The organism is Oribacterium sinus (assembly GCF_963537195.1).
Lineage (GTDB): Bacteria > Bacillota > Clostridia > Lachnospirales > Lachnospiraceae > Oribacterium > Oribacterium sinus_A.
The window spans coordinates 1-23,755 of sequence record NZ_CAUTEG010000031.1; the positions used below are offsets into that span (position 1 = coordinate 1).

The 23,755-nt window shown below is 43.2% G+C and carries 17 protein-coding genes; all 17 read right to left on the reverse strand.

Going from position 1 to position 23,755, the window contains the following annotated elements:
* Window positions 1-723 (reverse strand): FtsW/RodA/SpoVE family cell cycle protein (locus RYL27_RS05285; protein WP_314965749.1); only part of this gene is annotated, 723 nt, incomplete at its 3' end.
* 14 nt (window positions 724-737) lie between these two features.
* Window positions 738-3,608: a penicillin-binding transpeptidase domain-containing protein gene (locus tag RYL27_RS05290; protein ID WP_314965751.1), complete on the reverse strand. Its 2,871-nt coding sequence runs from the start codon at window positions 3,606-3,608 to the stop codon at window positions 738-740.
* Window positions 3,605-4,096, reverse strand: a complete 492-nt coding sequence (gene mreD, locus RYL27_RS05295; RefSeq protein ID WP_040648512.1) for a rod shape-determining protein MreD — start codon at window positions 4,094-4,096, stop codon at window positions 3,605-3,607. Before mreD ends, RYL27_RS05290 begins: the two co-directional genes overlap by 4 nt.
* A gap of 31 nt (window positions 4,097-4,127) precedes the next feature.
* Window positions 4,128-4,988: a rod shape-determining protein MreC gene (mreC, locus tag RYL27_RS05300; protein ID WP_007156102.1), complete on the reverse strand. Its 861-nt coding sequence runs from the start codon at window positions 4,986-4,988 to the stop codon at window positions 4,128-4,130.
* Window positions 4,988-5,677 carry a RadC family protein gene (gene radC, locus RYL27_RS05305; protein ID WP_308579447.1) on the reverse strand — a complete coding sequence of 230 codons (690 nt, stop codon included), beginning with the start codon at window positions 5,675-5,677 and terminating at the stop codon, window positions 4,988-4,990. Before radC ends, mreC begins: the two co-directional genes overlap by 1 nt.
* Before the next feature lie 176 nt (window positions 5,678-5,853).
* Window positions 5,854-7,143, reverse strand: a complete 1,290-nt coding sequence (locus RYL27_RS05310) for a methionine gamma-lyase family protein (RefSeq protein WP_314965753.1) — start codon at window positions 7,141-7,143, stop codon at window positions 5,854-5,856.
* Window positions 7,095-8,069: a tRNA (adenosine(37)-N6)-dimethylallyltransferase MiaA gene (gene miaA / locus RYL27_RS05315; protein ID WP_314965755.1), complete on the reverse strand. Its 975-nt coding sequence runs from the start codon at window positions 8,067-8,069 to the stop codon at window positions 7,095-7,097. Before miaA ends, RYL27_RS05310 begins: the two co-directional genes overlap by 49 nt.
* Window positions 8,070-10,175 (reverse strand): DNA mismatch repair endonuclease MutL, encoded by a 2,106-nt coding sequence (gene mutL, locus RYL27_RS05320; protein ID WP_314965757.1) that lies wholly within the window; start codon window positions 10,173-10,175, stop codon window positions 8,070-8,072.
* Window positions 10,172-12,817: a DNA mismatch repair protein MutS gene (gene mutS, locus RYL27_RS05325; RefSeq protein WP_314965759.1), complete on the reverse strand. Its 2,646-nt coding sequence runs from the start codon at window positions 12,815-12,817 to the stop codon at window positions 10,172-10,174. Before mutS ends, mutL begins: the two co-directional genes overlap by 4 nt.
* A complete protein-coding gene (gene miaB, locus RYL27_RS05330) occupies window positions 12,817-14,250 on the reverse strand; it encodes a tRNA (N6-isopentenyl adenosine(37)-C2)-methylthiotransferase MiaB (protein WP_314965760.1) in 1,434 nt (477 codons plus the stop codon). Before miaB ends, mutS begins: the two co-directional genes overlap by 1 nt.
* Before the next feature lie 83 nt (window positions 14,251-14,333).
* Window positions 14,334-15,935 (reverse strand): NAD(P)/FAD-dependent oxidoreductase, encoded by a 1,602-nt coding sequence (locus RYL27_RS05335; RefSeq protein ID WP_314965762.1) that lies wholly within the window; start codon window positions 15,933-15,935, stop codon window positions 14,334-14,336.
* Window positions 15,928-17,298, reverse strand: a complete 1,371-nt coding sequence (locus RYL27_RS05340; protein WP_314965764.1) for an aminoacetone oxidase family FAD-binding enzyme — start codon at window positions 17,296-17,298, stop codon at window positions 15,928-15,930. The genes RYL27_RS05335 and RYL27_RS05340 overlap by 8 nt, the downstream gene beginning before the upstream one ends.
* A gap of 76 nt (window positions 17,299-17,374) precedes the next feature.
* Window positions 17,375-19,054, reverse strand: coding sequence for a putative polysaccharide biosynthesis protein (locus tag RYL27_RS05345; RefSeq protein ID WP_314965766.1), 1,680 nt, complete (start codon window positions 19,052-19,054; stop codon window positions 17,375-17,377).
* A complete protein-coding gene (ybeY, locus tag RYL27_RS05350) occupies window positions 19,051-19,548 on the reverse strand; it encodes an rRNA maturation RNase YbeY (protein ID WP_314965768.1) in 498 nt (165 codons plus the stop codon). The genes RYL27_RS05345 and ybeY overlap by 4 nt, the downstream gene beginning before the upstream one ends.
* Window positions 19,460-20,521, reverse strand: coding sequence for a PhoH family protein (locus tag RYL27_RS05355; RefSeq protein ID WP_314965770.1), 1,062 nt, complete (start codon window positions 20,519-20,521; stop codon window positions 19,460-19,462). The genes ybeY and RYL27_RS05355 overlap by 89 nt, the downstream gene beginning before the upstream one ends.
* A gap of 69 nt (window positions 20,522-20,590) precedes the next feature.
* Window positions 20,591-20,767 carry a 30S ribosomal protein S21 gene (gene rpsU, locus RYL27_RS05360; protein ID WP_005539624.1) on the reverse strand — a complete coding sequence of 59 codons (177 nt, stop codon included), beginning with the start codon at window positions 20,765-20,767 and terminating at the stop codon, window positions 20,591-20,593.
* A gap of 113 nt (window positions 20,768-20,880) precedes the next feature.
* Entirely contained in the window at window positions 20,881-23,526 is a 2,646-nt protein-coding gene (alaS, locus tag RYL27_RS05365) for an alanine--tRNA ligase (protein WP_314965772.1), read from the reverse strand.
* Between the last annotated feature and the right edge of the window lie 229 nt (window positions 23,527-23,755).

The following is a 23,755-nucleotide window of genomic DNA, read 5'->3' on the forward strand; positions in this document are numbered from 1 at the left end:
CCACCTTTGTTGGTAATAATCATTGCTGTTTTCTGAAGGATTTAAAAAGGTCAAAATTCTTTGTACCTGATAGCCCTGTAAAATTGGAATCTTATCATAGAGCCCTGAGGAAAAAAGGTAGAAAAGAAGACCCAAAACTACCACTACCACTCCTAAAAAGGCAAAAATCCATTTTAATTTCAGGGGAGAAGCAAAGGTCATGGCGGCAACGATGACCGTCATAATAATGGTTGTGGATAGATTCGGCTGAATCATGACAAGTCCTACGGGAATGGAAAAGTAAAGTGCTTCCATTAATAAGGCATGAGGGTGATTGATATCCTCCTTCAGCTTTTGCAGGTAATCCGCAAAGAATAGAATCAATCCTACCTTTACAAATTCAGAAGGCTGAACCTTTCCCAAAACAGGGACGGTAATCCATCGGGTAGCACCGTGTCCGGAAGCTGTACCGTAGATTTTAACACCGGCCAAAATCACTACGGAGAGTATATAAATCCATGGGGACCATTTACAAATCTTCCGGTAATCAATCAAAGAGATTCCCACACACATGGCCAGTCCTACGAAGGATCCGAGAATCTGTCGTACTACAAGGGGATCTTTAAAGCTTTCCGCCGATGTTGCGGAGCGGACGATAAAGATTCCGATGGTATTTAAGGCAATCATGTATAGGACAAGCCGAAAATCATATTGCTTAAAATCATAATCTAATTTCCACTTCATAAAATCTCTTTCTCTTAGTCACTGACATTAACCAACAAAATGGAGCTGGCATCTCTTTGTAAAATGGTATCCATGCTAAGCTTTCCAAAACAATAGTCATAAACCATATTGGCCAGGCTGGCTGCGTTACCGGAAGAATATCCATAGGGAATTTTTACCGTAACGGAGATTTGAGGATCTTCATAAGGCGCATAGGAAACGAACACCGCATGGTTACCTCTATCCTCTCTTTCCTGTGCAGTTCCGGTTTTACCGGCAACGGTGATGTTTTGTCCCAAGAATACATTCTTGGCCACACCTTCGGTAATGACCTTTCGTAGACCTTCATGTACCGCATTCCAGGTGCTGTCCGCATAATCCAAATGTCTCAATAGAGAGGCACCCACTTCTTCCACCGTCTTTCCCTTGGGGTCTGCAATTTTATCCACAATGGAAAGATTATAAAGATTGCCTCCATTAGCAACAGCGGTAATGTATTTTGCCAGCTGGGCAGTATTATAGGCATGGTTTCCCTGTCCCATAGCGGAACGTTCCGGATCATAGTCGGATATTCTGGGTTCTGCCTCATCCAGTTCAATGCCGGATTTTTCGTTTAAGCCAAAGTCACTCGCATATTTCCGGATTCTTTCCATTCCCAGTTCCGCATTGTAATTTCCCTCTGCATCCGTTGCCAAACGATGTCCTAAATCCGCAAAGAAATAGTTACAGGAATTTTTGATACCATCCACCAAGGTTTCATTTCCGTGGTGGGAAGGCCAAATCCAGCAACGAATATTAGGTGTAACTTCCTCATATTTACCTGTACAGTCAATGACAGTGCTTAAATCCAATACCTTTTCTTCCAAAGAAGCAATGGAGCTGATGGGCTTAAAGGAGGAACCGGGAGCCAATTGGGTTTGGGTTGCACCGTTAAGCAGCGGTAAGGATAAGTCTTCATTACATTTTTTTAAATAAGCGGCATCATTAATCCGATTGTTGTCAAAGCCGGGATAGCTGACCAAAGCACGAACCTTTCCGGTCTTTACATCCGTCACTACCACGGAACCGTTACAGGGATCCAGAGCGAACTGTGCGGGAGTAAGTTGCAGCTTTCTGATTTTATCAATCAGAAAGGTATAGGCAAAATGACTGTCTCCCCGGGCTAAAGCATCATAGGAAGCGGCATCCTGGGGCAATACGTTTTGTTCAAAAAGAGCCATCAAAAGAAGATTGCCTCTGATTTTTTGATTTGCGATAGCATACTTGTATAGCAGCTTTTCAAATCCGGAATCCTCTCGTAAAAAACTCATGATTTTATTTACAAAGAGCTGATAAATCTGCGCACTGTCCGAATACTCCTCCGATAAGTTCAGCTTGGTCGTATCAATCCAACCCTCTTCTATTCCTTTTTTGATAAAATCATGAAGGGATATACTGTCGCTTTTCCAGGAGGCAAGAGCCTGGGAGGATTTAAATCGGGAGTCCTCCGGATTTACGATTCCGCCTTCTTTTCCTAATAGGTAATCGTAGATATATACCATGTAGCCCTGCATTTCCTGGGGAAGAGCGGATAATTCTCCGCCGCTATCCTGCATAAGGACAGCTTCCACTTGAGAAAGCACGGCTTCTTTATTTTCTTGAAAGAGAACCCCGATCTGCTTTTCTGCATCTCCGGCATCCTCTGCGGTAAAATGCTCTTTATTCAGGACATTGTTATTAATGAGCTGGTAATAAGCGTCCTTTACGGGAATCATCAGCTGGGACTGCTTTAAAGCACTTTGGTCCAGCTCATTCTGTTCCGTAATCTTGGAGGCTAAAATTCCTGCCAATTCCTGCTCTAAAAGATGATATATGGAAATCTGATCGTTAGCGGAAATGGTGGTATAAATATCATTACCTGCTCCGGGTTTTTCCTCGGAGATAACCTCCATAATACTTCCCACGTTGTTCAGATACATTTCCTTGTATCCTTTTTTTCCTTTTAAGACAAGATCCTCACTCTTTTCCAGTCCCCAAACGCCCACCACATCATTTACCGCATAGGAGCTGTCCTGCTTTTGTAAATCCGCCAGCTGACTTTCCTGTACCTGGCCGGTATATCCTACGATATGGGAAAGGTAAGGGGCATAATTGTATTTTCGAACAGAGACATTTTCAATATCCACGCCGGGGAGATCATACTTGGATTCCAGAATCTCCGCCATACATTCCCGGGAAACATTATCTACAATAGTGGTGCTCATATAACGCTGATAGGAGGTCAGCCTTAGGGTATAAATAATACCGATCATATCCAAAGCGGTTTCATCCGATAATGTGATGGGTTTTCCATTCTCATCCTGCAGCTTTGTAAAGTTGTATAATTTTTTTGCCTGCAAGAAGCATTGCTCAGCGGTACTGTTAGCCTCCTTTTCACTTAACTTCTCCGGCGTTTTTCGAAAAACATTGGCAATGAGGCGTTGCTTATCCTGATCGCTTGTGGTAGTAAAGACAAAGCTTCCGTCTTCCTGTTTTTGTACTTTAAACTGGCTCTTGACGGGATATTGATACTTTTCAATAATTTCCGCCAGCTTTTTTAACATTAAATTTCGTTTATTGATTCCGGCACTGGTTCCGGAAAAGCTTCCGGTTTCCGCAATCGTTATATTGTATTGTAATTCATTGTAAGCCAAAAGCTTTCCGTCTTTATCGTAAATATTTCCTCTGGTTCCGGGAATAACCAAATCCTGTTTAGTGTTTTTTTGGTATTCCTGTAAATAATCATTTCCATGCAAAATCTGCAGACGAAAAAGATGCAGCGTTAAAACGGAAAATAAAAGAAAAAATATGATGGATAATGCAAAGAGTCTGGAAGAAAACAGGCGGTTTAGCATTTCTTTTAGAAAACCGAATAACTCTTTCATCATAAGACTTTTTCCTCCAATTTCTTGCTGGCACTAAAGAAAAAACGATATAAAACTACGGTAAGTAAAAAGGAAAATACAATAGAGGGGAGAACAATATGCAAGGCATAATAAGGAATATTTCCCTTTCCCCGAACGGCAAAACGGAAAATATAGATATATAGGTGATAAATAAGACCGCTGACTACACAAAGAAACAATGGTAGGGTAATGTACTCTTCATAGTAATAATGATGAAAATAGCCGTTACCATAACCGATCAATACAAAAATCAGGGAATAGAATCCAAAGGGACCGGAATAAAACAAATCCATCAAAAGTCCGGCACAAAGTCCATAAAACATTCCCGGTAAAGAGCCATAATAAAAGCCGAAGGAAAAGCAAAGAATCAAAAGCAGATTAGGACTTGCGGACAAAAAGGGAAGCAGGGGAAATACACTGGTTTGCAATAAAAATGCCAGAATCAAAAGGGCAAAGTAAAACATTGCCATGATTCTTTTTGCGCTTGCCTTTCCTACTTTCTTATTCTGCAAGGTCCTTACTCTCCTTTTGAAAACGATCGTCTTTTCGCTCTTTAAGCACCAAGACTTCCCTTAAATCCGTAAAATCCGCGGCAGGAATCAGATAGCCGTTTTTCATTAAACGCTTCTCATCCTCTTCTATACCGATGGCATAGCCTACCAAAATACCGGGTAGAAATTTAGAGGAAATATTGGAGGTAACAATTCTGTCTCCATCCTGAATTACCGCTTCTTTCTTCATATTGGTAATTCTGAGTCTTCCCTCTTCAAAAAGCTGTAAATCTCCTGCTACGATACAGGTGTCACTGGACTGAATTCCCATGCAGGAAACTCTGGACTCATCATCAATGATGGAACGTACGGTGGCATAATTCAGGCCTACATCCGTAACAATCCCTACCAGGCCGCCCTTGGCCATAACATTTTGATCTACCATAATGCCGTCCTTGGATCCCTTGTCAATACGGAAGACTTGGAACCAGTTTTCCGAGTCCTTGGCAATGACTCTGGCGGCTACTTTATCATATTGTAAATATTGCTGATCCAAAGAATATAAATCCCGCAAGCGTTTTAATTCTTCATCATTTTGCTTTAGGATATTGTTTTCTTCTGTTAATAAATCAATTTTTGCCGTAAGCTTCTCATTTTCCGCTTCAGCTTCCAAAAGGGTTTTATGCTTTTCCCAACGGGAATATAGCTTATAGCCTACATAATTCACACCGGACTGTATAGGAACCAAAACGGTTCCTACAGCATTCCGAAGAGGATTCATAAAGCCATCCTTAACAGACGACAAGACGATCATCATAATGCATAAGACCGTTAAGAGTATAAAAATATATTGATTTTTCTTCTGCTCCACTATATTTTCCCCTGTTCCTTAAAACTGTAATATTGATTATCTCCGATAATAATGTGATCCATTAAGTGTATCCCCAGATACTCTCCCGCTTTATAGATTTCTTCCGTAGCCCGTTCATCCTCTCTGGAGGGGTGAGGATCCCCGGAGGGATGATTATGCACCAAAATAAAACAAACGGAAGCAGCCCTAAGAGCCTCCATAAAGATTTCCCTTCCGGAAAGAATGGATGCATTAGAGCTACCTTTGGACAAAAGAAAATCCTTTAGCAGTTGAGCTTTTGTATCCAAAAACAGAACATGAACTTCCTCATAGGAAAGATGCCGTAATTCTTCCTTAAAATATTGAAGCACGGAACCGGGAGATCGAAAGGATTGTACTTCCTCCCGGATTTTTCGGTTCCAAATTCTTTTGGCCAGCTCTCCTATGACCTGCAGCTCTATGGCCTTGGTTTCCCCTACTCCTTTAATAGCTTGTAAATCCTCCAGACTATACTGCATAAGTCCCACTAAGCCGTCATAAACAGGACTCAGATGAAGCACCTTTTCCGCAAGGGCCAATACACTTTCTTCTCTGGTTCCTGTGCGTAGTATCACAGCCAGAAGCTCCTCATCTGTTAAAGCGGATACGCCTAAACGAATGGCTTTTTCTCTGGGCAATTCCTGCCCGGATTCTTTTAGTGTTAAATGCATATTTTCCTCCTATCCGGAGGAGTCTACAGAGGATTCTATTTTAACACGCTTTCCCCTTTAGGAGCAAAAACTTTTCTTAAGCTTTGGCTATTTTTATTCTTTCAAAAGTAAAGCCTTTATTTCGAACAAGCGGCATAAAGGACACTTGAGATTTCTCGTAAGATTTACTTGGGTATTTATTCCTTTGGAATATTCACAAGTCCTTCTTTGAATATATTATCCAGAGCCTTGATCACACCGAATTTTCCGTGGGCAAAGGTCAGGCCGCCCTGAAAATATACGGAATAGGGCTCTCTTAGGGGGGCGTCTGCGGACAATTCAATACTGGAGCCGGAAATAAATGCCCCTGCAGCCATTACCACCGGATCCTCATAGCCGGGCATATCCCAGGGTTCCGGGCGAACAAAGGAATCCACCGGAGATGCTTCTTGAATTCCTCTACAAAAAGCCAGCAAAGCTTCTCCATTGCCCATACGAATTTCCTGAATAATATCGTTTCTTGGACTGTCCGCTTTAGGGTGACAGAGATAGCCCAGGGATTCAAAAAGACTTGCAGCAAATATCGCACTTTTTTCTGCTGAAGCGGTAACAGTCGGTGCCAGGAAAAAACCTTGAAAGAAATCCTTGTTACAGTGTAGGGAAGGACCAAGCTCCTTTCCTAATCCGGGAGCAGTCAGTCTCACCGCTGCCCTTTCAATACATTCTTTGCTTCCGGCAATATAGCCTCCGATGGGAGCCAGTCCTCCGCCGGGGTTTTTAATCAGGGATCCTACCACCATATCGGCTCCGTAGTCACTGGGCTCTTCCGTGCATACAAATTCACCATAGCAGTTATCCACCATGCAGATCAAATCCTTCTTACAGCCTTTGATAAAGTGAATCAAGTCTCCAATTTCCTTAGGACTGAAGCTCTTTCTGTCGCTATAGCCCTTGGAACGTTGAATTTCCACCAATCTGGTTTTTTCGGAAATGGCATTTTTAATGCCCTCATAATCAAAGGAACCATCCGGCAGTAAAGCGACCTCTTTGTAGCTCACACCAAATTCCTTCAAGGAGCCTAGGGAGTCTCTGATTCCGATAACCTCGTCCAAGGTGTCGTAGGGCTTACCTACCGGAGATAAAATTTCATCTCCCGGACGAAGGTTTCCCTGCAGGGCTATGGCCAAAGCATGGGTTCCGCAGACAATCTGGGAACGAACCAAGGCATCCTCCGTATGAAAATAATTGGCATATACCTCTTCCAGGGCATCTCTTCCAATATCGTTGTAGCCGTAGCCGGTGCTGCCCAGCAAATGGGCCTCTGAAACCTTTGCCTTTTGCAGAGCCTGTAAAACCTTTAACTGGTTGATTTCTGCAATTTCATCAATCTCTTTGAAACGACTCTCCAGATTTTTTAATATTTTTTCACTATAGACAATTACTTCCGGAGAAATGCCCATTTCTTCATAGATTCTTTGATAATCCATTCTATTCTTTCCTCCTTACCCCCTGCAAATTCCTCCTCAGAGAGGAAGATGGTATTTTTCTCTCTTCTAAACCAGGTCATCTGCCTTTTGGCATAGTTTCTGGAATGCTGCTGAATTTTTTCGATACACTCATCTTCCGTGTAACGTCCCTCTAAATAAGCAAAAACCTCCTTATAGCCTATAGCATTACAGCCCGGCATATTTTCCCGATAGCCCTGCTCATAAAGCGCCTGAACCTCTTGAAACAAGCCCTCTTCCTTCATTTGCAGAACACGGTCATGGATACCCTGATACAATTTCTCCCGTTCTCTACACAATACTATAAATAGAGCATCATAGAGAGATTCTTTTTTTTGCTCTTCCTGATTATGTTGGGAAATGGGACTTTTATGCAGATAATAATATTCCAAGGCACGGATGATTCTCTGCTTGTTGTTTTCATGGATAGCCTTTGCCGCTTCCGGATCCACTTGGGACAGCTCCTGGTGAAGAGGAATCGTCCCTTTTCTCTCCAGCCTGTCCGTTAGCTCCCTTCGGATTCTATCCTTTTCTTCCGGATTCTCTTCCTGAAAATCTATATCATAGAGCATGGCTTGAATATAGAATCCGGTTCCCCCCACCAAAATGGGGAGTTTTTCTCTACTGTAAAGCTCGGCAATTTTTTCCCTTGCCATCTTTTGAAATAGGCTGGCATCATAATTCTCAGAAGGATTAAGGATATCCAGAAGATGGTGGGGAATTCCCTGCTTCTCTTCTTCTTTCACCTTACCGGAACCGATATCCAGTCCTTTGTAAACCTGAACAGAGTCAGCGGAAATGCATTCTCCGTCCAAAGCCTTGGCTAAGGCAATGGAGGTACCGGTTTTTCCTACTGCGGTAGGACCTGCCAAAATCAATAAGGGCTTATGTTTTTCCCAAAGATTCATTTATACAATCCTCTTAAACATTTTCTCTAAATCCTGCTTTTTGAAGGCCACAATGGTGGGGCGTCCATGGGGGCAGGCATAAGGATTTTCCAAGGTAAAAAGCTTCTCTACCAAAGCCTCCGCCTCCTTAAAGCTTAGGAGTTGATTTCCCTTTACAGATGCCTTACAGGCCATGGAAGCAATTTTATCATAGACGCTCTCCGCTTCGGAAAGATTTCCTTCTTCTGCAAGAGCATCCAGAATTTCATGGAAAAGCATTTTCGCATCCAAAGAAGGAAAGTCCGCAGGGATTCCTTCTAAGGCATATCGCTTCTCTTTTTCCTTTCGGATTCTATAGCCAAGATGGGTAAAATAGTCCTTGGTCTTTTCATAGAGCTCTTCCTCTTTCGCACTAAAGACTATGGTTTTAGAAAGAATTCCCTGACTGATTCCCGGCTTTTCCAGATAATTCTTTCGCATTTTTTCAAAGTTCACCTTCTCATGGGCAGCATGCTGATCCATAATAAAGAGTTCCTTTTGAAATTCTATCAACCAGTAAGTCTGAAAAACCTGCCCAATCAGGCGGAATTCCCTTTCTCCCTCTTCGGAGAAAAAGGAAGGAGAAAATAGACTTTCTTGTTCTGCTGATGGGAGATTTTCCGATTCGGTGAAAAGCTGCTCTTCTCTTGGGACAGTATTCTCTTCCTTTTCAGAAGCCTTTTCTTCTTCTAAACGAATCCCCTTTGTTAAGTCAAACTCTTCATAAATAAGCTTCTCTTCCCTTGTTTCTGCTTTCTGCTGATTCAGCTCCGGAACTTCTATTCTAAACGGAGCCTTCTCTGAAGCATTTTCTAAAGCATTTTCTGAAGCCTCTCCTATAGGGTACCTTTGATTTACAGCTTCAGCTTTTTCTTTCTCTTGCTCTTTTATTGCAGAAATCTGTTCGGCACTTTGCTTATCGTTTTGATCACTTCTAACTGCTTCTTCGGGAATATCATTTTTATTCTCTTTTTTCTCCTCTTTTTTCTCCCAAAGCTGACTGGAAGGGGAAAGAAATGTCGTACTCTTCTCCTCCTTCTCCTTTTGGAAAAGGGAAAGAGGGCTATGGTCAATCAAGTCTGCCTTGGATAAAGTCTTACTTACACAGTCAAAGAGTGCCTGATAAATTTTTTCTCGATTCTGAAAACGCACCTCCAGCTTTTGGGGATGCACATTCACATCCACAAGATTGGGGCTTAGGTGTAAAAAGACGATGGCAAAGGGAAACTTATGCTGCATCAAAAAAGGTTTATAGGCGTCCTCCAGGGCTCTACTTAATAGAGAATCCCGCACAAAACGACCATTCACGAAGAAAATTTCATATTGCCTGTTGGAACGGGTAAGGCTGGGCTTTCCCAAAAGTCCCTCAATATGCAGAGTAGCCAATCCTGTTAGGCTGGAAGGATAATAGGATTCCTTTATTTCCAGGCTATCCTTGGCAAAGGTCTTTCCGTAAATACCGAATACCACATCGGAAAGCTTCCCTCCTCCCAGGGTTTGGAATCGACTTTTTCCATCCTTTACAAAATGAAAAGAAATGCCCGGATTGGCAAGAGCCAGCTTTTCCACCATTTCCTCTACTCTGCTGGCTTCCGTGCTTTCACTTAATAAAAACTTTTTTCTGGCAGGAACATTGTAGAAAAGATCCCGCACCAAAATGCTGGTGCCGTCCATTCCCCCTACTTCTTCCACCGGAGAGAAGCTTCCTCCCTCTACCAGGATTCTGTGGGCAAGAAAATCCTCCTGCCTTTTGCTGATACATTCCACCTTAGCCACGGAAGCAATAGAAGCCAAGGCCTCTCCACGGAAGCCGAAGCTTAAAATCTCTTCCAAGTCTTTGGGATTTTGGATTTTACTGGTGGCATGGGGCATAAAGGCCCTCTCCAAATCCTCAGAAAAGATTCCCTCTCCGTTATCACTTACCCGAAGAAAGCTGATTCCGCCCCCCTTAATCTCTATGGAAATTGCCGTAGCTTTAGCATCCAAAGCATTTTCCACCAGCTCTTTTACGATACTGCTGGGACGCTCCACAACCTCTCCTGCGGCAATTTGATTGATGCATTCCTGGCTTAATAGGTGAATTTTCAACGAAGTTTCTCCTTTAAACTAAACAACAGATTGATGGCTTCCAAGGGACTCATGCTTTCAAAGGAATCCTTTCGAATACAGTCTAAAACTTCTTTTTCTTCCTTACTTAATTCTGAATCGGAATTATTTCTTCTCGTTTCTCCGGCCTTTAAGGTATTTTCCGGAAAATCCCCTACAAATTTTTCTTCCGGGGCCTCTTCAAAATCTAAATGCTGAAGACGAAGGTCCTTTTCATTTAAGAAGCTGGAGATTTCTCTGGCTCTGTCCAATACGGGCGCCGGAACACCCGCCAGCTTGGCCACATCAATACCATAACTTTCGTCTGCCCCTCCCGGCATAATCTTACGAAGGAACTGTATTTCCCCCTGCTCCTTGGATACCGCTATACAGTAGTTCTTTACATTTTCCAGCTTCCCCTCCAGTACACTTAACTCATGGTAGTGGGTGGCAAAGAGGGTTTTTGCTTTGATTTCCCTGGCAAGATATTCCACCACTGCCCAGGCAATAGAAAGGCCGTCAAAGGTGGAGGTACCTCTTCCGATTTCATCCAAAATCAACAGAGAATTTTCCGTAGCATTTCGTAAAATATTGGAAACCTCACTCATTTCCACCATAAAGGTAGATTGACCGGAGGCCAAATCATCGGAAGCTCCTACTCTGGTAAAGATTCTGTCGCAGATAGGAATATCCGCCTGCTTTGCCGGCACAAAGGAGCCAATGGAAGCCATCAGCACGATTAAGGCAACTTGTCGCATATAGGTGGATTTTCCTGCCATATTGGGACCGGTTATAATCGCTATTTTTTCCTCTTTGCCAAGACTTGCATCATTGGGGACAAAGCTTTGGTCCTGTAAAAGCTTTTCCACCACCGGGTGACGACCATCCACAATTGTTAAATTACCTTCTTCATTGATTTTTGGACGAACATACTGCTCCTGCATAGCTACCTTGGAAAGAGAAAGGCAGGCATCCAAAAAGGCAATTTCCTTAGCGGTTTTTTGCATTCTTCCTAGCTCCCGGGAAAGATCTTCCCGTAAATTTACAAAGAGACTGTATTCCAGCTGTTGTAAATTTTCTGCAGCTCCCAAGATTTTATTCTGTAAATCCTGTAATTCTACGGTGGTGTATCGTTCCGCCTGAGCAAGAGTCTGTCTTCTGATAAAATAGTTGGGAATTTCCCCCTGATAGGACTTGGAGATTTCAAAGCAGTAGCCGAAAATACGGTTATATTTGATTTTCAGATTTTTAATTCCGCTTTTTTCTCTTTCCTGCTCTTCCAGCCGGTTCAGCCATTCTTTCCCATGCTCTCCCGCTTCCCGGAAAAGTCGCACCTCTTCATAGAAGGAAGACTTAATGATTCCTCCCTCCTTAATGCTAAGGGGGGGATCCTCTTCAATACATTCATCAATCCTGGTATAAAGCTCCTCCAGCGCATCCATTTTCTGTCCTAAGCCCTGTAAAAGCTTTCCGGAAAAGGAGCTTAAAGTTCTTTTAATCACCGGAAGGAATTGTAAAGAGGATTTTAAAGCCAGCATATCTCTGGCATTGGCGGAGGAAATGCTGATTTTCCCAATCAGTCTTTCCATATCGTAGATGGAATCCAGATATTCTCTAAGCTCTTCTCCGTCAATATAACGCTGACAAAGCTCTTCTATACAATCTAAACGCTCCTCCATTATCTTTTTTTCCCTAAGCGGTCGTTCCAGAAAATGGCGAAGCATACGACTTCCCATGGCGGTATGGGTTTTGTCCAGTACCCAAAGCAGGCTTCCTCGCTTTTTCTTGTCTCTAAGGGTTTCCCAAAGCTCCAGATTTCTCTGGGTGGAAAGGTCCAAAAGCATATAGTCTTCCCGATGAAAACGTTCTATATGCCGGATATGGGATAAAACATTCTTCTGGGTATCATAAAGATAGCGTAGGCAGGCACCTAAGGCTCTTCTTTCCAAGGGGGCATGTTCTAAGCCTAAGCCGGGGATGGAAGAAGAAAAATGGGAAGAAAGAATCTTATCCGCCTCTTCCTTTCCAAAGTATTCCTTCTCCTTTTCTGTAATGCTTAAGCTAAAGCGACTGTCCAAAGCAGAGCTTAATTCTTTATCCTCTAAAAAGCCTATGGGACAGAGAATCTCCTTTGGGGAAAAACGAGAGATTTCATCCAGAAGCTCTTTGCTGTCGGAAACACTTAAACTGTATAGCTCTCCGGTACTGATATCCACGGTGGCAAGACCGATGCCGCTGTTTCCCGGATAAATAGCGGAAAGATAGTTATTTTTTCCTTCCTCTAAAGCAGTTTCCTCGGTCTGGGTTCCGGGAGTAATCACTCGAATAATCTCCCGTTTTACCAGTCCCTTGGCAAGCTTTGGATCCTCTACCTGTTCTCCTATGGCGACCTTAAAGCCCTGGGAAACCAATTTGCTGACATAGGAATCTGCCGCATGATATGGAATTCCGCACATGGGAGCCCTTTCCTCCAGACCGCAATCCTTCCCTGTAAGCACCAAATCCAAAGCCTTGGAGGCTTTGATAGCATCCTCAAAGAACATTTCATAAAAATCTCCAATGCGGTAAAAGAGTAGGGCATCAGGTACCTCCTTCTTGCTCTCCAAATATTGCCGCATCATAGGGGATAATTTTGCTTCATCCATTAAAGAACACTCCCATAGTAATAAAAGCCCATTGATTTATCCAAACGCACGGGAACAATTTCTCCGATTAAGCGTTCACCGCCTTCAAAATGCACCAGCACATTGTTGCTTAGTCGTCCGGTGAGCATATTCTCGGATTCTTTGTCCTTCTCTTCTACCAAAACCTCCATCACCTTGCCCAGGTCTCTTCCTTCTCTTTCTTCGGAATGAAGACGAATATGCTCCAGTAAGCGCTGAAAACGATCCTTTACCGTATCCTCCGGTACAGCCTCCCACTTGGCGGCAGGGGTTCCTGTCCGCTTGGAATACTGGAAGGTAAAGGCGGAATCAAACTTAGCGTAGGCAACCACCTCCATGGTATCCTGAAAATCCTCCTCCGTCTCTCCGGGGAAGCCTACGATAATGTCTGTCGTCAAACTGACATCCGGTAAAACCTCTCTTATCTTTTTCACCAAATCCATATAGGATTCCTTACTGTAATGCCGGTTCATCCTCTTTAAAATGGCAGTGGAGCCGGATTGCAGAGGTAGATGGATATGATTGCAAATGTTCTCATTTTCCTTCATCACTTGTAAAAGCTCATCGGAAAAATCCTTAGGATTTGGAGTCATAAAACGGAGTCTTTTAAGACCGGGAAGCTTTGCAATTTTTGCCAAAAGCTCCGGAAAGGAACATTCCTCCTTCTTGTCCAAGCCATAGGAATTCACATTTTGCCCGAGAAGCATGATTTCTTTCACGCCGTCGGCAACCAATGCTTCACATTCCTTCAAAATTTCCCGGGAGTCTCTGGATTTTTCTCTTCCTCTTACATAGGGAACGATACAGTAGGTGCAGAAATTATTGCAGCCGAAGCTGATATTCACGGAAGCTCTAAAGGCATACTTTCTCTTGGAAGGAAGATTTTCCACGATTTCCGCACTATCTTCCAAAAGCTCTACCTTCTTTTCCTTGGAAAGCATGGTTTCCAAAAGATACTCTGCCAGCTTATAAATATTGTGGGTACCGAAAATCAGATGCACATAGGGATATTTTTTCTGAATGGTTTCCACCTCATCCTTTTCCTGCATCATACAACCGGTAATACCGATAATTAAGTCCTTATTTCTTTGATAGAGATGCTTAAGCTGACCGATACGTCCATAAAGCTTTTGGTTGGCATTCTCCCGGACGGTACAGGTGGTAAAGAGGATCACATCCGCCTCCTCTTCATTTTCCGTAATGCTATAACCTGCCTCCTGCAAAATTCCCTGAAGCTTTTCTCCGTCCTTGGCAGACATCTGACAACCGATGACCGTCACCATAGCCTTGGCCTCATAGCCCTCCCCCTTTTTTACATCCAACAGGGCTTTGATTTGTTCTATAAAGTAAAACTGGCGCTCAGGCTCATTAGCCGGTGCGTTTTCCAATATTTCCGTAAATAACTTGTTTCCCACAATTCCCTCACATTTCTATTTTTGTAGCATACTTAGATAGCTCTATTTATTTCTGTGTAAAAATCTAATATGGCCGAGCTATATTATTTCCCTAGGGAACGGATATAGGCCTCTGCCACCTTCATACCATCCATGGCTGCACTCATTATGCCGCCTGCATAGCCTGCCCCTTCACCGCAGGGATAAATATCCTTCTCCATACAGCGGAAATTTTCATCTCTTAAAATTCTAAGGGGAGAAGAGGTTCTGCTCTCCACGCCGTAAATCAGGGTATTCCCCTTGGCAAATCCCTTCATCTTTCCTTCAAAGGCTTCCATAGATTCGATAAAATCCTCTTTTATATTGCCAAGCTTTGGATAGTTTTCAAACCGGAAAAGAGGGTTTAGATCACATTCCCTACTTTGTCCCTTCAGCATGAGCTCTAAATCTTCGGTTTCATTTGCGACATTTTTAATTTTGTCGTATCTGCTATAAGGCACTCTTCCCTCTCCCAGGTGAAAGGCCTTTTCTTCCCAGTATTCCTGTAAAGCAATTCCGGCAAGGGGATTATTTTCTCCACCATACTCCTCTTTTTTTATCGTGAAAATGATGGCGGAGTTGGCATAGCCGCTATCTCTTTTGCTATAGCTCATGCCATTCACACAAAGCCGTCCCTCCTCCGAAGAAGAGTTTACCACATATCCTCCCGGACACATACAAAAGCTGTAAAAAGAACGATGCTTTGCCTGATGACTGATTTTATAGGCGGAGGCTCCCAGCTTTTCTCTTAATTCCTCGGAAATCTCGCCGTATAAAGCTGTATCGATATCTTTTTGACTGTGCTGTACTCTAAAGCCCATGGCAAAATCCTTTGCCAAAAGAGGATAAGAAAGGTCGTAAAGCTCCTGAAAACTATCCCTTGCACTATGGCCTATAGCAATGATTAGGGGATTCTTCTCCTCCTTTTGAAAACGATACTGTTGTCCAAAATGGATTTCTCCTCCAAGGCTTTCGATTTCCTTTCGGATAGAGGAAACAATGGAAATAAGGGCATCCGTTCCCACATGGGGCTTGGCATCATAGAGAATTTCTTCCTTGGCACCATGCCGGATAAATTCCTGAAGGACAAAACGGGAACGACCGTTTTGATCCTTTACTAGGGTATTGAGCTTTCCGTCTGAAAAGGTACCTGCTCCCCCTTCTCCAAATTGCGGATTGGATTCCTTGTTTAAAATCCCTTTTTCCCAAAGGGCTTCCACATCCTTAGCTCTTTCCTCTACTGCCTTTCCCCGTTCATAAACAATGGGGCGACAGCCTGCTCTAGCCAAGAGTAGACTTGCAAAGATTCCTGCCGGTCCAAAGCCCACCACTATAGGGCGATGCTCTTCCCATTGAAAGAAATCTTCCAAAGCCTTTCCTTGAATCTTTTCCGGACACTTAGGCTCTTGATACAATACGGGAATATAGCTTTGAATATCTTTATTCTTTACCTTGGCCAGAACTTTCTTTTCCGAAACGCCCCTTAGCTCTACGGAAACCGTATACACATAAAAGAGCTGGGGCTTTTTTCTGGCATCCAAAGAACGGCGAAGAATCTGATAAGTAGAAATCTCCTCCTTTTTCAGCTTCAGGCACTTGGCAATGGCCGGAAGAAGGCTGTCCTGCCCCTCCTCTACAGCGAGTTTTAACTGTCCAATTTTAATCATTTTTCTTCCCCATGGCTCTTCCTGCCAAAATTCCCGATCCAAAGGCAAAATGAAGGTTATAGCCTCCACAAATGCCGTCCACATCCAGTATCTCTCCGGCAAAATATAAATCCGGATTCTTTTTACTTTGAAAATCCGGAATAAAAATTTCCGATAAATTTACCCCCCCTGCCGTACACTGGGCTCTTTGAAAATCTCCGATTCTTTCCGGAAGAAAGGGAAAATGTAGGCAAAGCTGACATAATTCCAAGATTTTTTGATCCGAAATATCCTGAATCTTTTGCTTTAGAGGAAAGGCTGTCCTTTCGTAAAGCACTTGACTCAGTTTTTCCGGAAATAGTCCCAGAAGAAAGGCGTCTCCCTTCTCCCTTTCCAAAAGCTCTTTTCTTTTAAGAAAATAGTTTTTGGCTTCCGCCTCTTCGAATTTCGGAAGAAAGGACAGTTCCAAAGAAAACTTTGCCTTATCTTGCAAAAGTCTGTGCACCAGGCGGCTCATTTGGAAAACAATAATGCCGGAAATACCGTAATCCGTACATTGCAGTTCTCCCTCATCCTGAAAGATTAAGTCCTGCTCCTTATAAAGCCCAGCCCTCACATCTACTCTGACACCGGCCCAAAGCTTTACATAGTCTTCTTTCGTATAGATGGGAACCAAACTGGGAAAGAGATTAGAAACTGTATGACTTAAGTTCTTTGCAATCTCATAGCCCTCACCGGAAGCTCCCAAGGCTTCCATAGCCAGGCCTCCGGTAGCAATTAAAAGCTTACGTCCTTGAAGAGAAAATTCTTTCTCTTCCCATTCTACTTTTTCTTTTTTATTCTTTTCCTTTTTTTTCTTTTTTTCTTTGTTTCCGAAAACAAGAGCAGAATCCGAATCCTTATCCTTCTGTGAAGAAGATTCGACTCCTCCCTTTTGCACAAGCTTTTTCCCTTTTATGAAAAAGCCTTCATGCTCAGTCCAGGAAATTGCTTCAACCCTATGCTGTAGACAGATTTCTACCCCCAAATTATGGAGGGCATTTTCCAGGCATTGCACCATGCTTTTTGCCTGATCCGAATAAGGGTAAACATAGTCTCCCCTAAATTTGGGATAGATTCCCAAAGCCTTGAAATATTCCAGAGAATCTCTGCAATCAAAATATTTTAAAAAGGAAGGAATATATTCCGGATGAATGCTTCGATAGGCGTTGGCGTTCATGGAAAGATTTGTATAATTGGCTCTTCCGTTTCCGGTCTGGCTTAACTTTTTTCCAAGGCAGGCTTGCTTTTCCACTAAAAGAACCGACTTTGCACCGGCTCTTTTAGCTTCTATGGCAGCCACCATACCGGCTGCCCCGCCTCCCACAATGATACAATCCTTCATATTGCCCCTACTCTTTTCTTCATCCTTTAATCCTATTTCATCTTTTTAATTTTTAACTCATTTATAAATTTCGGATTTAATCCTTTATAAATCTCTTTAAACGTCCTCCCATAGGCATTTCATCCAGGTCTTCTTTAGAAAAGGCATTCATTTTTAAAAGACTGCCAAAGTAGAGAACTACCGCAACGAAAATCGCCGGAAGCAAAGACAGGGCGGAACCGATTCTTCCTTTTCCCAGCTTTTCCGGAAGAAGGAAATGAATCAAGAAATAGCATCCGAAGGCAAAAATTCCCATTATAAGAGAAGCTAGAATGGGATATCCTATGGTTTTTCCCCAGTCTATTACGCATCTGGTATGACGTTTTATAGCAGCCTGATTTAAGATACACATCATGATGGCAAAAAGGATATTAGAAACCACCACTCCGTATATTCCGGTTCTTCCATATAAGAGAAGTAACAAACTGGCCAAATGGAATACCAGAGAAATAACGGAATGCTTCAGAGGCAGATTCAGATGTCCCAATCCCTGTAAAATAGCATTACTGATGGTGGACAAAGAATAGAATAAAACTGCCAAAGCACCGATTCTGGTTACATTAATCAAAAGCATTACATTTTTTCCCGGGAAAAGCATTCTGCATAGAGGCTCCGCCAAAATACACATTCCCACGGTACAGGGCACGGCAATCAGCATACTGAAGCGAATGCTGGTCTGGATTTGTCCAAGGGTCTTTTTCCGATCATGGGAAGCAACAGCCGCAGTAAGGCTGGGAATCAAAGAGGAGGATAAGGCATTGGCCAAGGCTACGGGAATATTAAAGAGAATATGATATTCTCCGAAGATTCCCCACTCCATAACAATCTGCTTGGTAGGAATCTTAAGCTTGGTCATAATGCTGGAATAAAAATAGTCATCCAGAACGGAGGAAATATTATATACCGTGCTGGAAATCAGTATGGGAACCATGGTCGAAAACAACAATAAGGCGGAACGCTCATAGCTTTCCACCATACTGCTATCCTTCTTGGCTCTCTTTCTGAGCCTTGGCCTTTGATAGGAATAAAGCATCAAAAAGAACAGCAGGGCAATAAAGGCTCCCACACCGGTTCCGATAGCGCCTCCCATAGCACCGAATGCATAGGAATACTCCGTGTTGTTATAAAGCAAATTGGCTTCCTTTCCTTTGGCGAAAAGGAGGTATGCCATCAAAACGGAAAAAACGGCATTGGCAATCTGCTCCAGGATTTGTGAAATAGCCGTAGGAATCATATTTCCCATGCCTTGAAAGTATCCTCGCAAAAGCCCCAGGTAGGCCATAATCCAAACGGTTGGAGCCAGTGCTCTAAGGGCATAAGCGGCAAAGGGCTTTTTCAAGGCTCCGGCAATGGCATCCGCTCCGAAGAATAGCACAAAGGCCATGACCGCTCCCATAATGGAAGCATAGATAAAAGAAACCCTTAAAACTCTTTCCGTATTTTTAAAACGTTTCGCAGCCAGATTCTGAGAAATCAGCTTGGAAATGGCAGTAGGCATGGAATAACTGGATAAAATCAGGAGCAAGGTATAAATAGAAAAAGCTGAGGTATAATAACCATTTCCCTCATCGGAAATAATCGCGGAAAGTGGAATTCGGTAAACCATGCCGATAAGGCGAACCAGAATTCCGGCAACTGCAAGAAGAGATCCCTGCAGAACAAAATTATTTCCGCTTGATCTTCTTTTTGGGGAGACTTGTCTTCTGCCTTCTCTCATCGGTAATACCCTCTATTCTCTAATATCTCTTCCTGCTTCTGTTCCATCTCTTTTCGTTCCTCTTCCTCCATGTGATCATAGGAGAAAAGGTGTAAAAGGGAGTGAGCAATCAAAAAGGCAAGCTCTCTCTCTAAAGAATGGCCGTAGCTCTCCGCCTGTTCCTTTACCTTGTCCCAGTTTAGGACAATATCCCCCAGCATAAGCTCTCCGGTTTCCGGATCAAAATTCCCCCACTCCTCTTCCAGACTTTCCGAAAAAGTTCCGGGAGGATCCAAGGACAATAAGGGAAAAGAGAGAACATCCGTTGCATAATCAATTCCTCTTTGGCTTAGATTTAATTCCCGCATCTCCTCTGACTCTATAAAGCTTACGGAGAGGGAAACATCATAGGGACAGGAAACATAATCAAGACTTTCCTCCACGATATCCTGAATGATTTTTTCGTAATCCAGACTTGTTTGTTCCTTCACTTCCCACTGAATGTCTATTTGCATATTTATCCTTCTTTTTTCTTTCTTCGTCCTTTTCGTAGGCATTAACGATTCTTTGCACTAAGGGGTGACGAACCACGTCTTCACTGGTAAGGGTGGAAAATGCTATTCCCTCCACATTTTTTAAAACATGGATAGCATCCTCCAAACCGGATTTCTTTCCTTCTTCCAAATCCTTCTGGGTTAAATCTCCGGTAACCACCACCTTGGATCCGAAGCCTATTCTGGTTAAGAACATCTTCATCTGCGCAGGAGTGGTATTCTGGGCTTCGTCCAGGATAATATAGGCATTATCCAAGGTTCTACCACGCATATAGGCCAAAGGAGCAACTTCAATAAGACCCTTCTCCGCATTGGCCAGATATTGTTCCGGTCCCATAATTTGGTACAGAGCATCATATAAAGGACGAAGATAGGGATCCACCTTGGACTGTAAATCTCCCGGTAAAAATCCAAGCTTCTCTCCCGCCTCTATAGCAGGTCTTGTCAGGATAATTCGGGAAACCTCCTCTTCGCGAAAGGCGGAAATCGCCATAGCCATGGCCAAATAGGTTTTTCCGGTTCCCGCCGGGCCGATGCCAAAGGTAATCATATTTTTCCGTATGGCATCCACATAGGCCTTTTGCCCTAAAGTCTTAGGCTTTACAGGTTTTCCCAAAGCGGTTCTTGCCAGCAAATCCTCATCCAAATGCAGGAGAGCATCTCCCTTTCCTTCCTTAACCGTTAAGGAAATGGCATAGTTTACATTTTGCTCATTAATGGAAGTCCCCTTTTGAGATAACTTCAAAAGGGAAAGAAGCACTTCCTTAGCTTTATTTGCAGCGTCTTCTTCCCCTATGATTTTCAATAATCCGTCCCGGTCAATAATACTGACTTGAAACTGTTTTTGAATTTTATTTAAATTTTGATCCATCTGTCCCAGAATGTTCATTTCATGTTCCAGAGGAATATCTAATAGTAATTCTCTTTCCGCCATGGGACTCCTTTTTTGAAAGAAAATAGCCCTAATTCATTGCTGAATCAGGGCTAACATCTAAGCTATAAATTAGTTGAACTTACGCTTTCTAGCCGCTTCAGACTTCTTCTTACGTCTTACTGATGGCTTCTCGTAATGCTCTCTCTTACGAATTTCTTGCTGGATTCCTGCCTTAGCACAGTTTCTTTTGAATCTGCGTAAAGCACTGTCCAAAGACTCGTTTTCTTTTACGATGACATTTGACATGCGATACCCCAAACCTCCCTTCGGGCACAAACTAGTGTATATTATAGCACCAATATTTCATTCGTCAATGCTTTTTTTAGAACTATAGCTATTTTTTAACTATAGTTTTCTTCTTATCCAAGCTGTTTCTTCATGCTCTCCAAAGACTGCTTTAAAGCTTCCTCCAGCTTTGCGCTGTCCTTGCCGCCGGCCTGAGCCATCTGAGGCTTACCGCCTCCCCCACCCCCAAGGATAGGCGCAATCTCTTTAATCAGATTTCCGGCATGAGCACCGAGCTTTACTGCACCGTCACTGGCTGTGGCCATAAGAATCGGCTTTCCGTCTTCTACAGAGGCCAGGAGGATAAAGGCATTCTTATGCTTATCCTTTAAGCTGTCTCCCAGATTTCTCAGAGCATTTCTGTCCATACCCGGAATATTGGTGGCAATCAGAGAACAATCCTTGTATTCTACCACTGCCAAGTCTTCCACTTCCGCATTGGCCAGCTTCGCCTTTAACTGCTCGCATTGGGAACGGCTTTCCTTTAATTCCTTCTCTAAACTCTCTACCCTGGCCAATAAATGCTCCGGATCTGCCTTTAATTTTCCGCTAAGACTCTTTAACAGTTCCTCCTCATGATGGAAGTAATCAAAGAGGTTCTGGGAAGTAATGGCTTCAATTCTTCTGACTCCGGCAGCAACACCCTGCTCGGAAAGAATCTTAAAGGCCTGGATGGAGGAGGAATTCTCTACATGGGTTCCACCGCAAAGCTCAATGGAGAAATCGCCTACGGAAACCACTCTTACAGTGTCACCGTACTTTTCTCCGAATAATGCGGTAGCTCCGGATTTTTTAGCTTCCTCAATGGGCATTTCCCGTGTAAGAACCACGTCGCCTCTGGCGATTTCTTCATTGACCAAATTCTCAACCTTCTCAAGTTCTTCTTTGGTCAAGGCGGTAAAATGCGTAAAGTCAAAACGAAGACGCTTATCATCATAGTAAGCTCCCGCCTGTTCTACATGGCTTCCCAAAGTTTCTTTCAGAGCCTTTTGTAAAAGGTGGGTTGCGGTGTGGTTTCTTGCGGTTAAAGCACGTTTCTTGGCATCTACCACTAAAGTCACGGTATCTCCTACGGAAAAGCCTCCCTGCTCTACTGTTCCCAGGTGAGCCAGTTTTCCCCCCTGTAAGTGAATAGTCTCTTCCACTGTGAATACGGAAGTACCGGAATAAATCTTTCCCTGATCTCCCTGCTGTCCACCCATGGTTCCATAGAAGGGACTGCGGTCGGTAATTACTGCGGCACGATTTCCTGCCTCTACGGAAGGACGAATTTCATCCTCATCTCCATTGTCCGCAAGGTATACCAATGCGGTAACCTTTCCTTCACATTCCAGAGTATCGTATCCCACAAACTCTGTCTTTAAAGAGGCATCCAGATTCTGGTAGACGTCGTCTCTTCCCATGTAGTTAGTGCTCTTTCTTGCCGCTCTTGCAGTTTCTCTTTGCACCTTCATCGCCTGTTGGAAAGCCTCTTCATCCACGGTAATTCCGCTATCCTCTAAGATTTCCTTGGTTAAATCCAGAGGGAATCCGTAAGTGTCGTAAAGACGGAAGGCATCTTCTCCGGAAAGAAGCTTCTCTCCCTTTTTCTGTAAATCTTCCTTTAAGCCCTGTAAAATGGCAAGACCGTTATCAATAGTCTTGTTGAAACGATCCTCTTCCTCGGAAATAACCCGAAGAATCATATCCTTCTTCTCGGAAAGCTCGGGATATCCGTCAGAGGACAAGGCAATAGCCTTTTCGGAAAGCTTGGAAAGACTTCCTGCGGGAATACCCAAAATACGTCCATGTCTTGCCGCTCTTCTTAACAATCTACGGAAAACATAACCCCTTCCCTCATTGGAAGGCATAATACCGTCAGAAGCCATAAAGGTACAGCTCTTTACATGGTCGGCAATAATACGGAAGGAAACATCCGCAGTCTTGTCCTCCAGATACTTTTTTCCGGAAAGACTTTCAATCTCTGTCATCATGGTCTGGTTGGTATCCACGTCAAACAAAGAGGGAACATCCTGGCAAACTACCGCAAGACGCTCCAGTCCCATTCCGGTATCAATGTTCTTTTGAATAAGCTCGGTGTAATTTCCATGACCGTCATTGTTAAACTGGGAGAATACCACGTTCCAAACCTCTAAGAAACGATCTCCCTCTCCGCCCATTACATCCTCAGGGCCTGTACCGTATTTCTCTCCACGGTCATAGTAAATTTCGGAACAGGGACCGCAGGGACCTACACCATGCTCCCAGAAATTATCCTTCTTTCCAAAGCGATAGATACGATCGGCAGGAATTCCGATTTCCTCATTCCATACCTTGAAAGCCTCTTCATCCTCCAAGTAAATACTGGGATAAAGACGATCCTTTTCCAGACCTACTCTCTCTGTCAAAAATTCCCAGGCAAAATGTAAAGCCTCGGACTTGAAATAATCTCCGAAAGAGAAATTACCCAGCATCTCAAAGAAGGTGCCGTGTCTTGCAGTCTTACCGATGTTCTCAATATCGCCGGTACGGATACATTTCTGACAGGTAGCCACTCTTCTCTTTGGCGGGATTTCCTGACCGGTAAAATAAGGCTTTAAAGGAGCCATTCCGGAGTTGATTAACAATAAGCTATTATCATTATGGGGAACCAAGGAAAAGCTTTTCATTACCAAATGTTCCTTCTCCTGAAAATAGGCTAAAAACATTTTTCTTAATTCATTAACACCATATTTCTTCATACAATCTCCCTTTATGCAGTATAGAAATTTTGAAATCCCCTTACTAAAAACGGTAAAATCAGTAAGGTACTCATAAAGCAAGAAGGCCTGCAATACCCTCTCCACACAATCTTACAAATTATACAGTACTTAGGGCTAGGAGGCAAGGGAGGACAAAAAGTCTTTCAGCTTTTCTTGTAGGATTACAATACATATGTTACATCACAACTAAATAATAAAACGGAAGCAC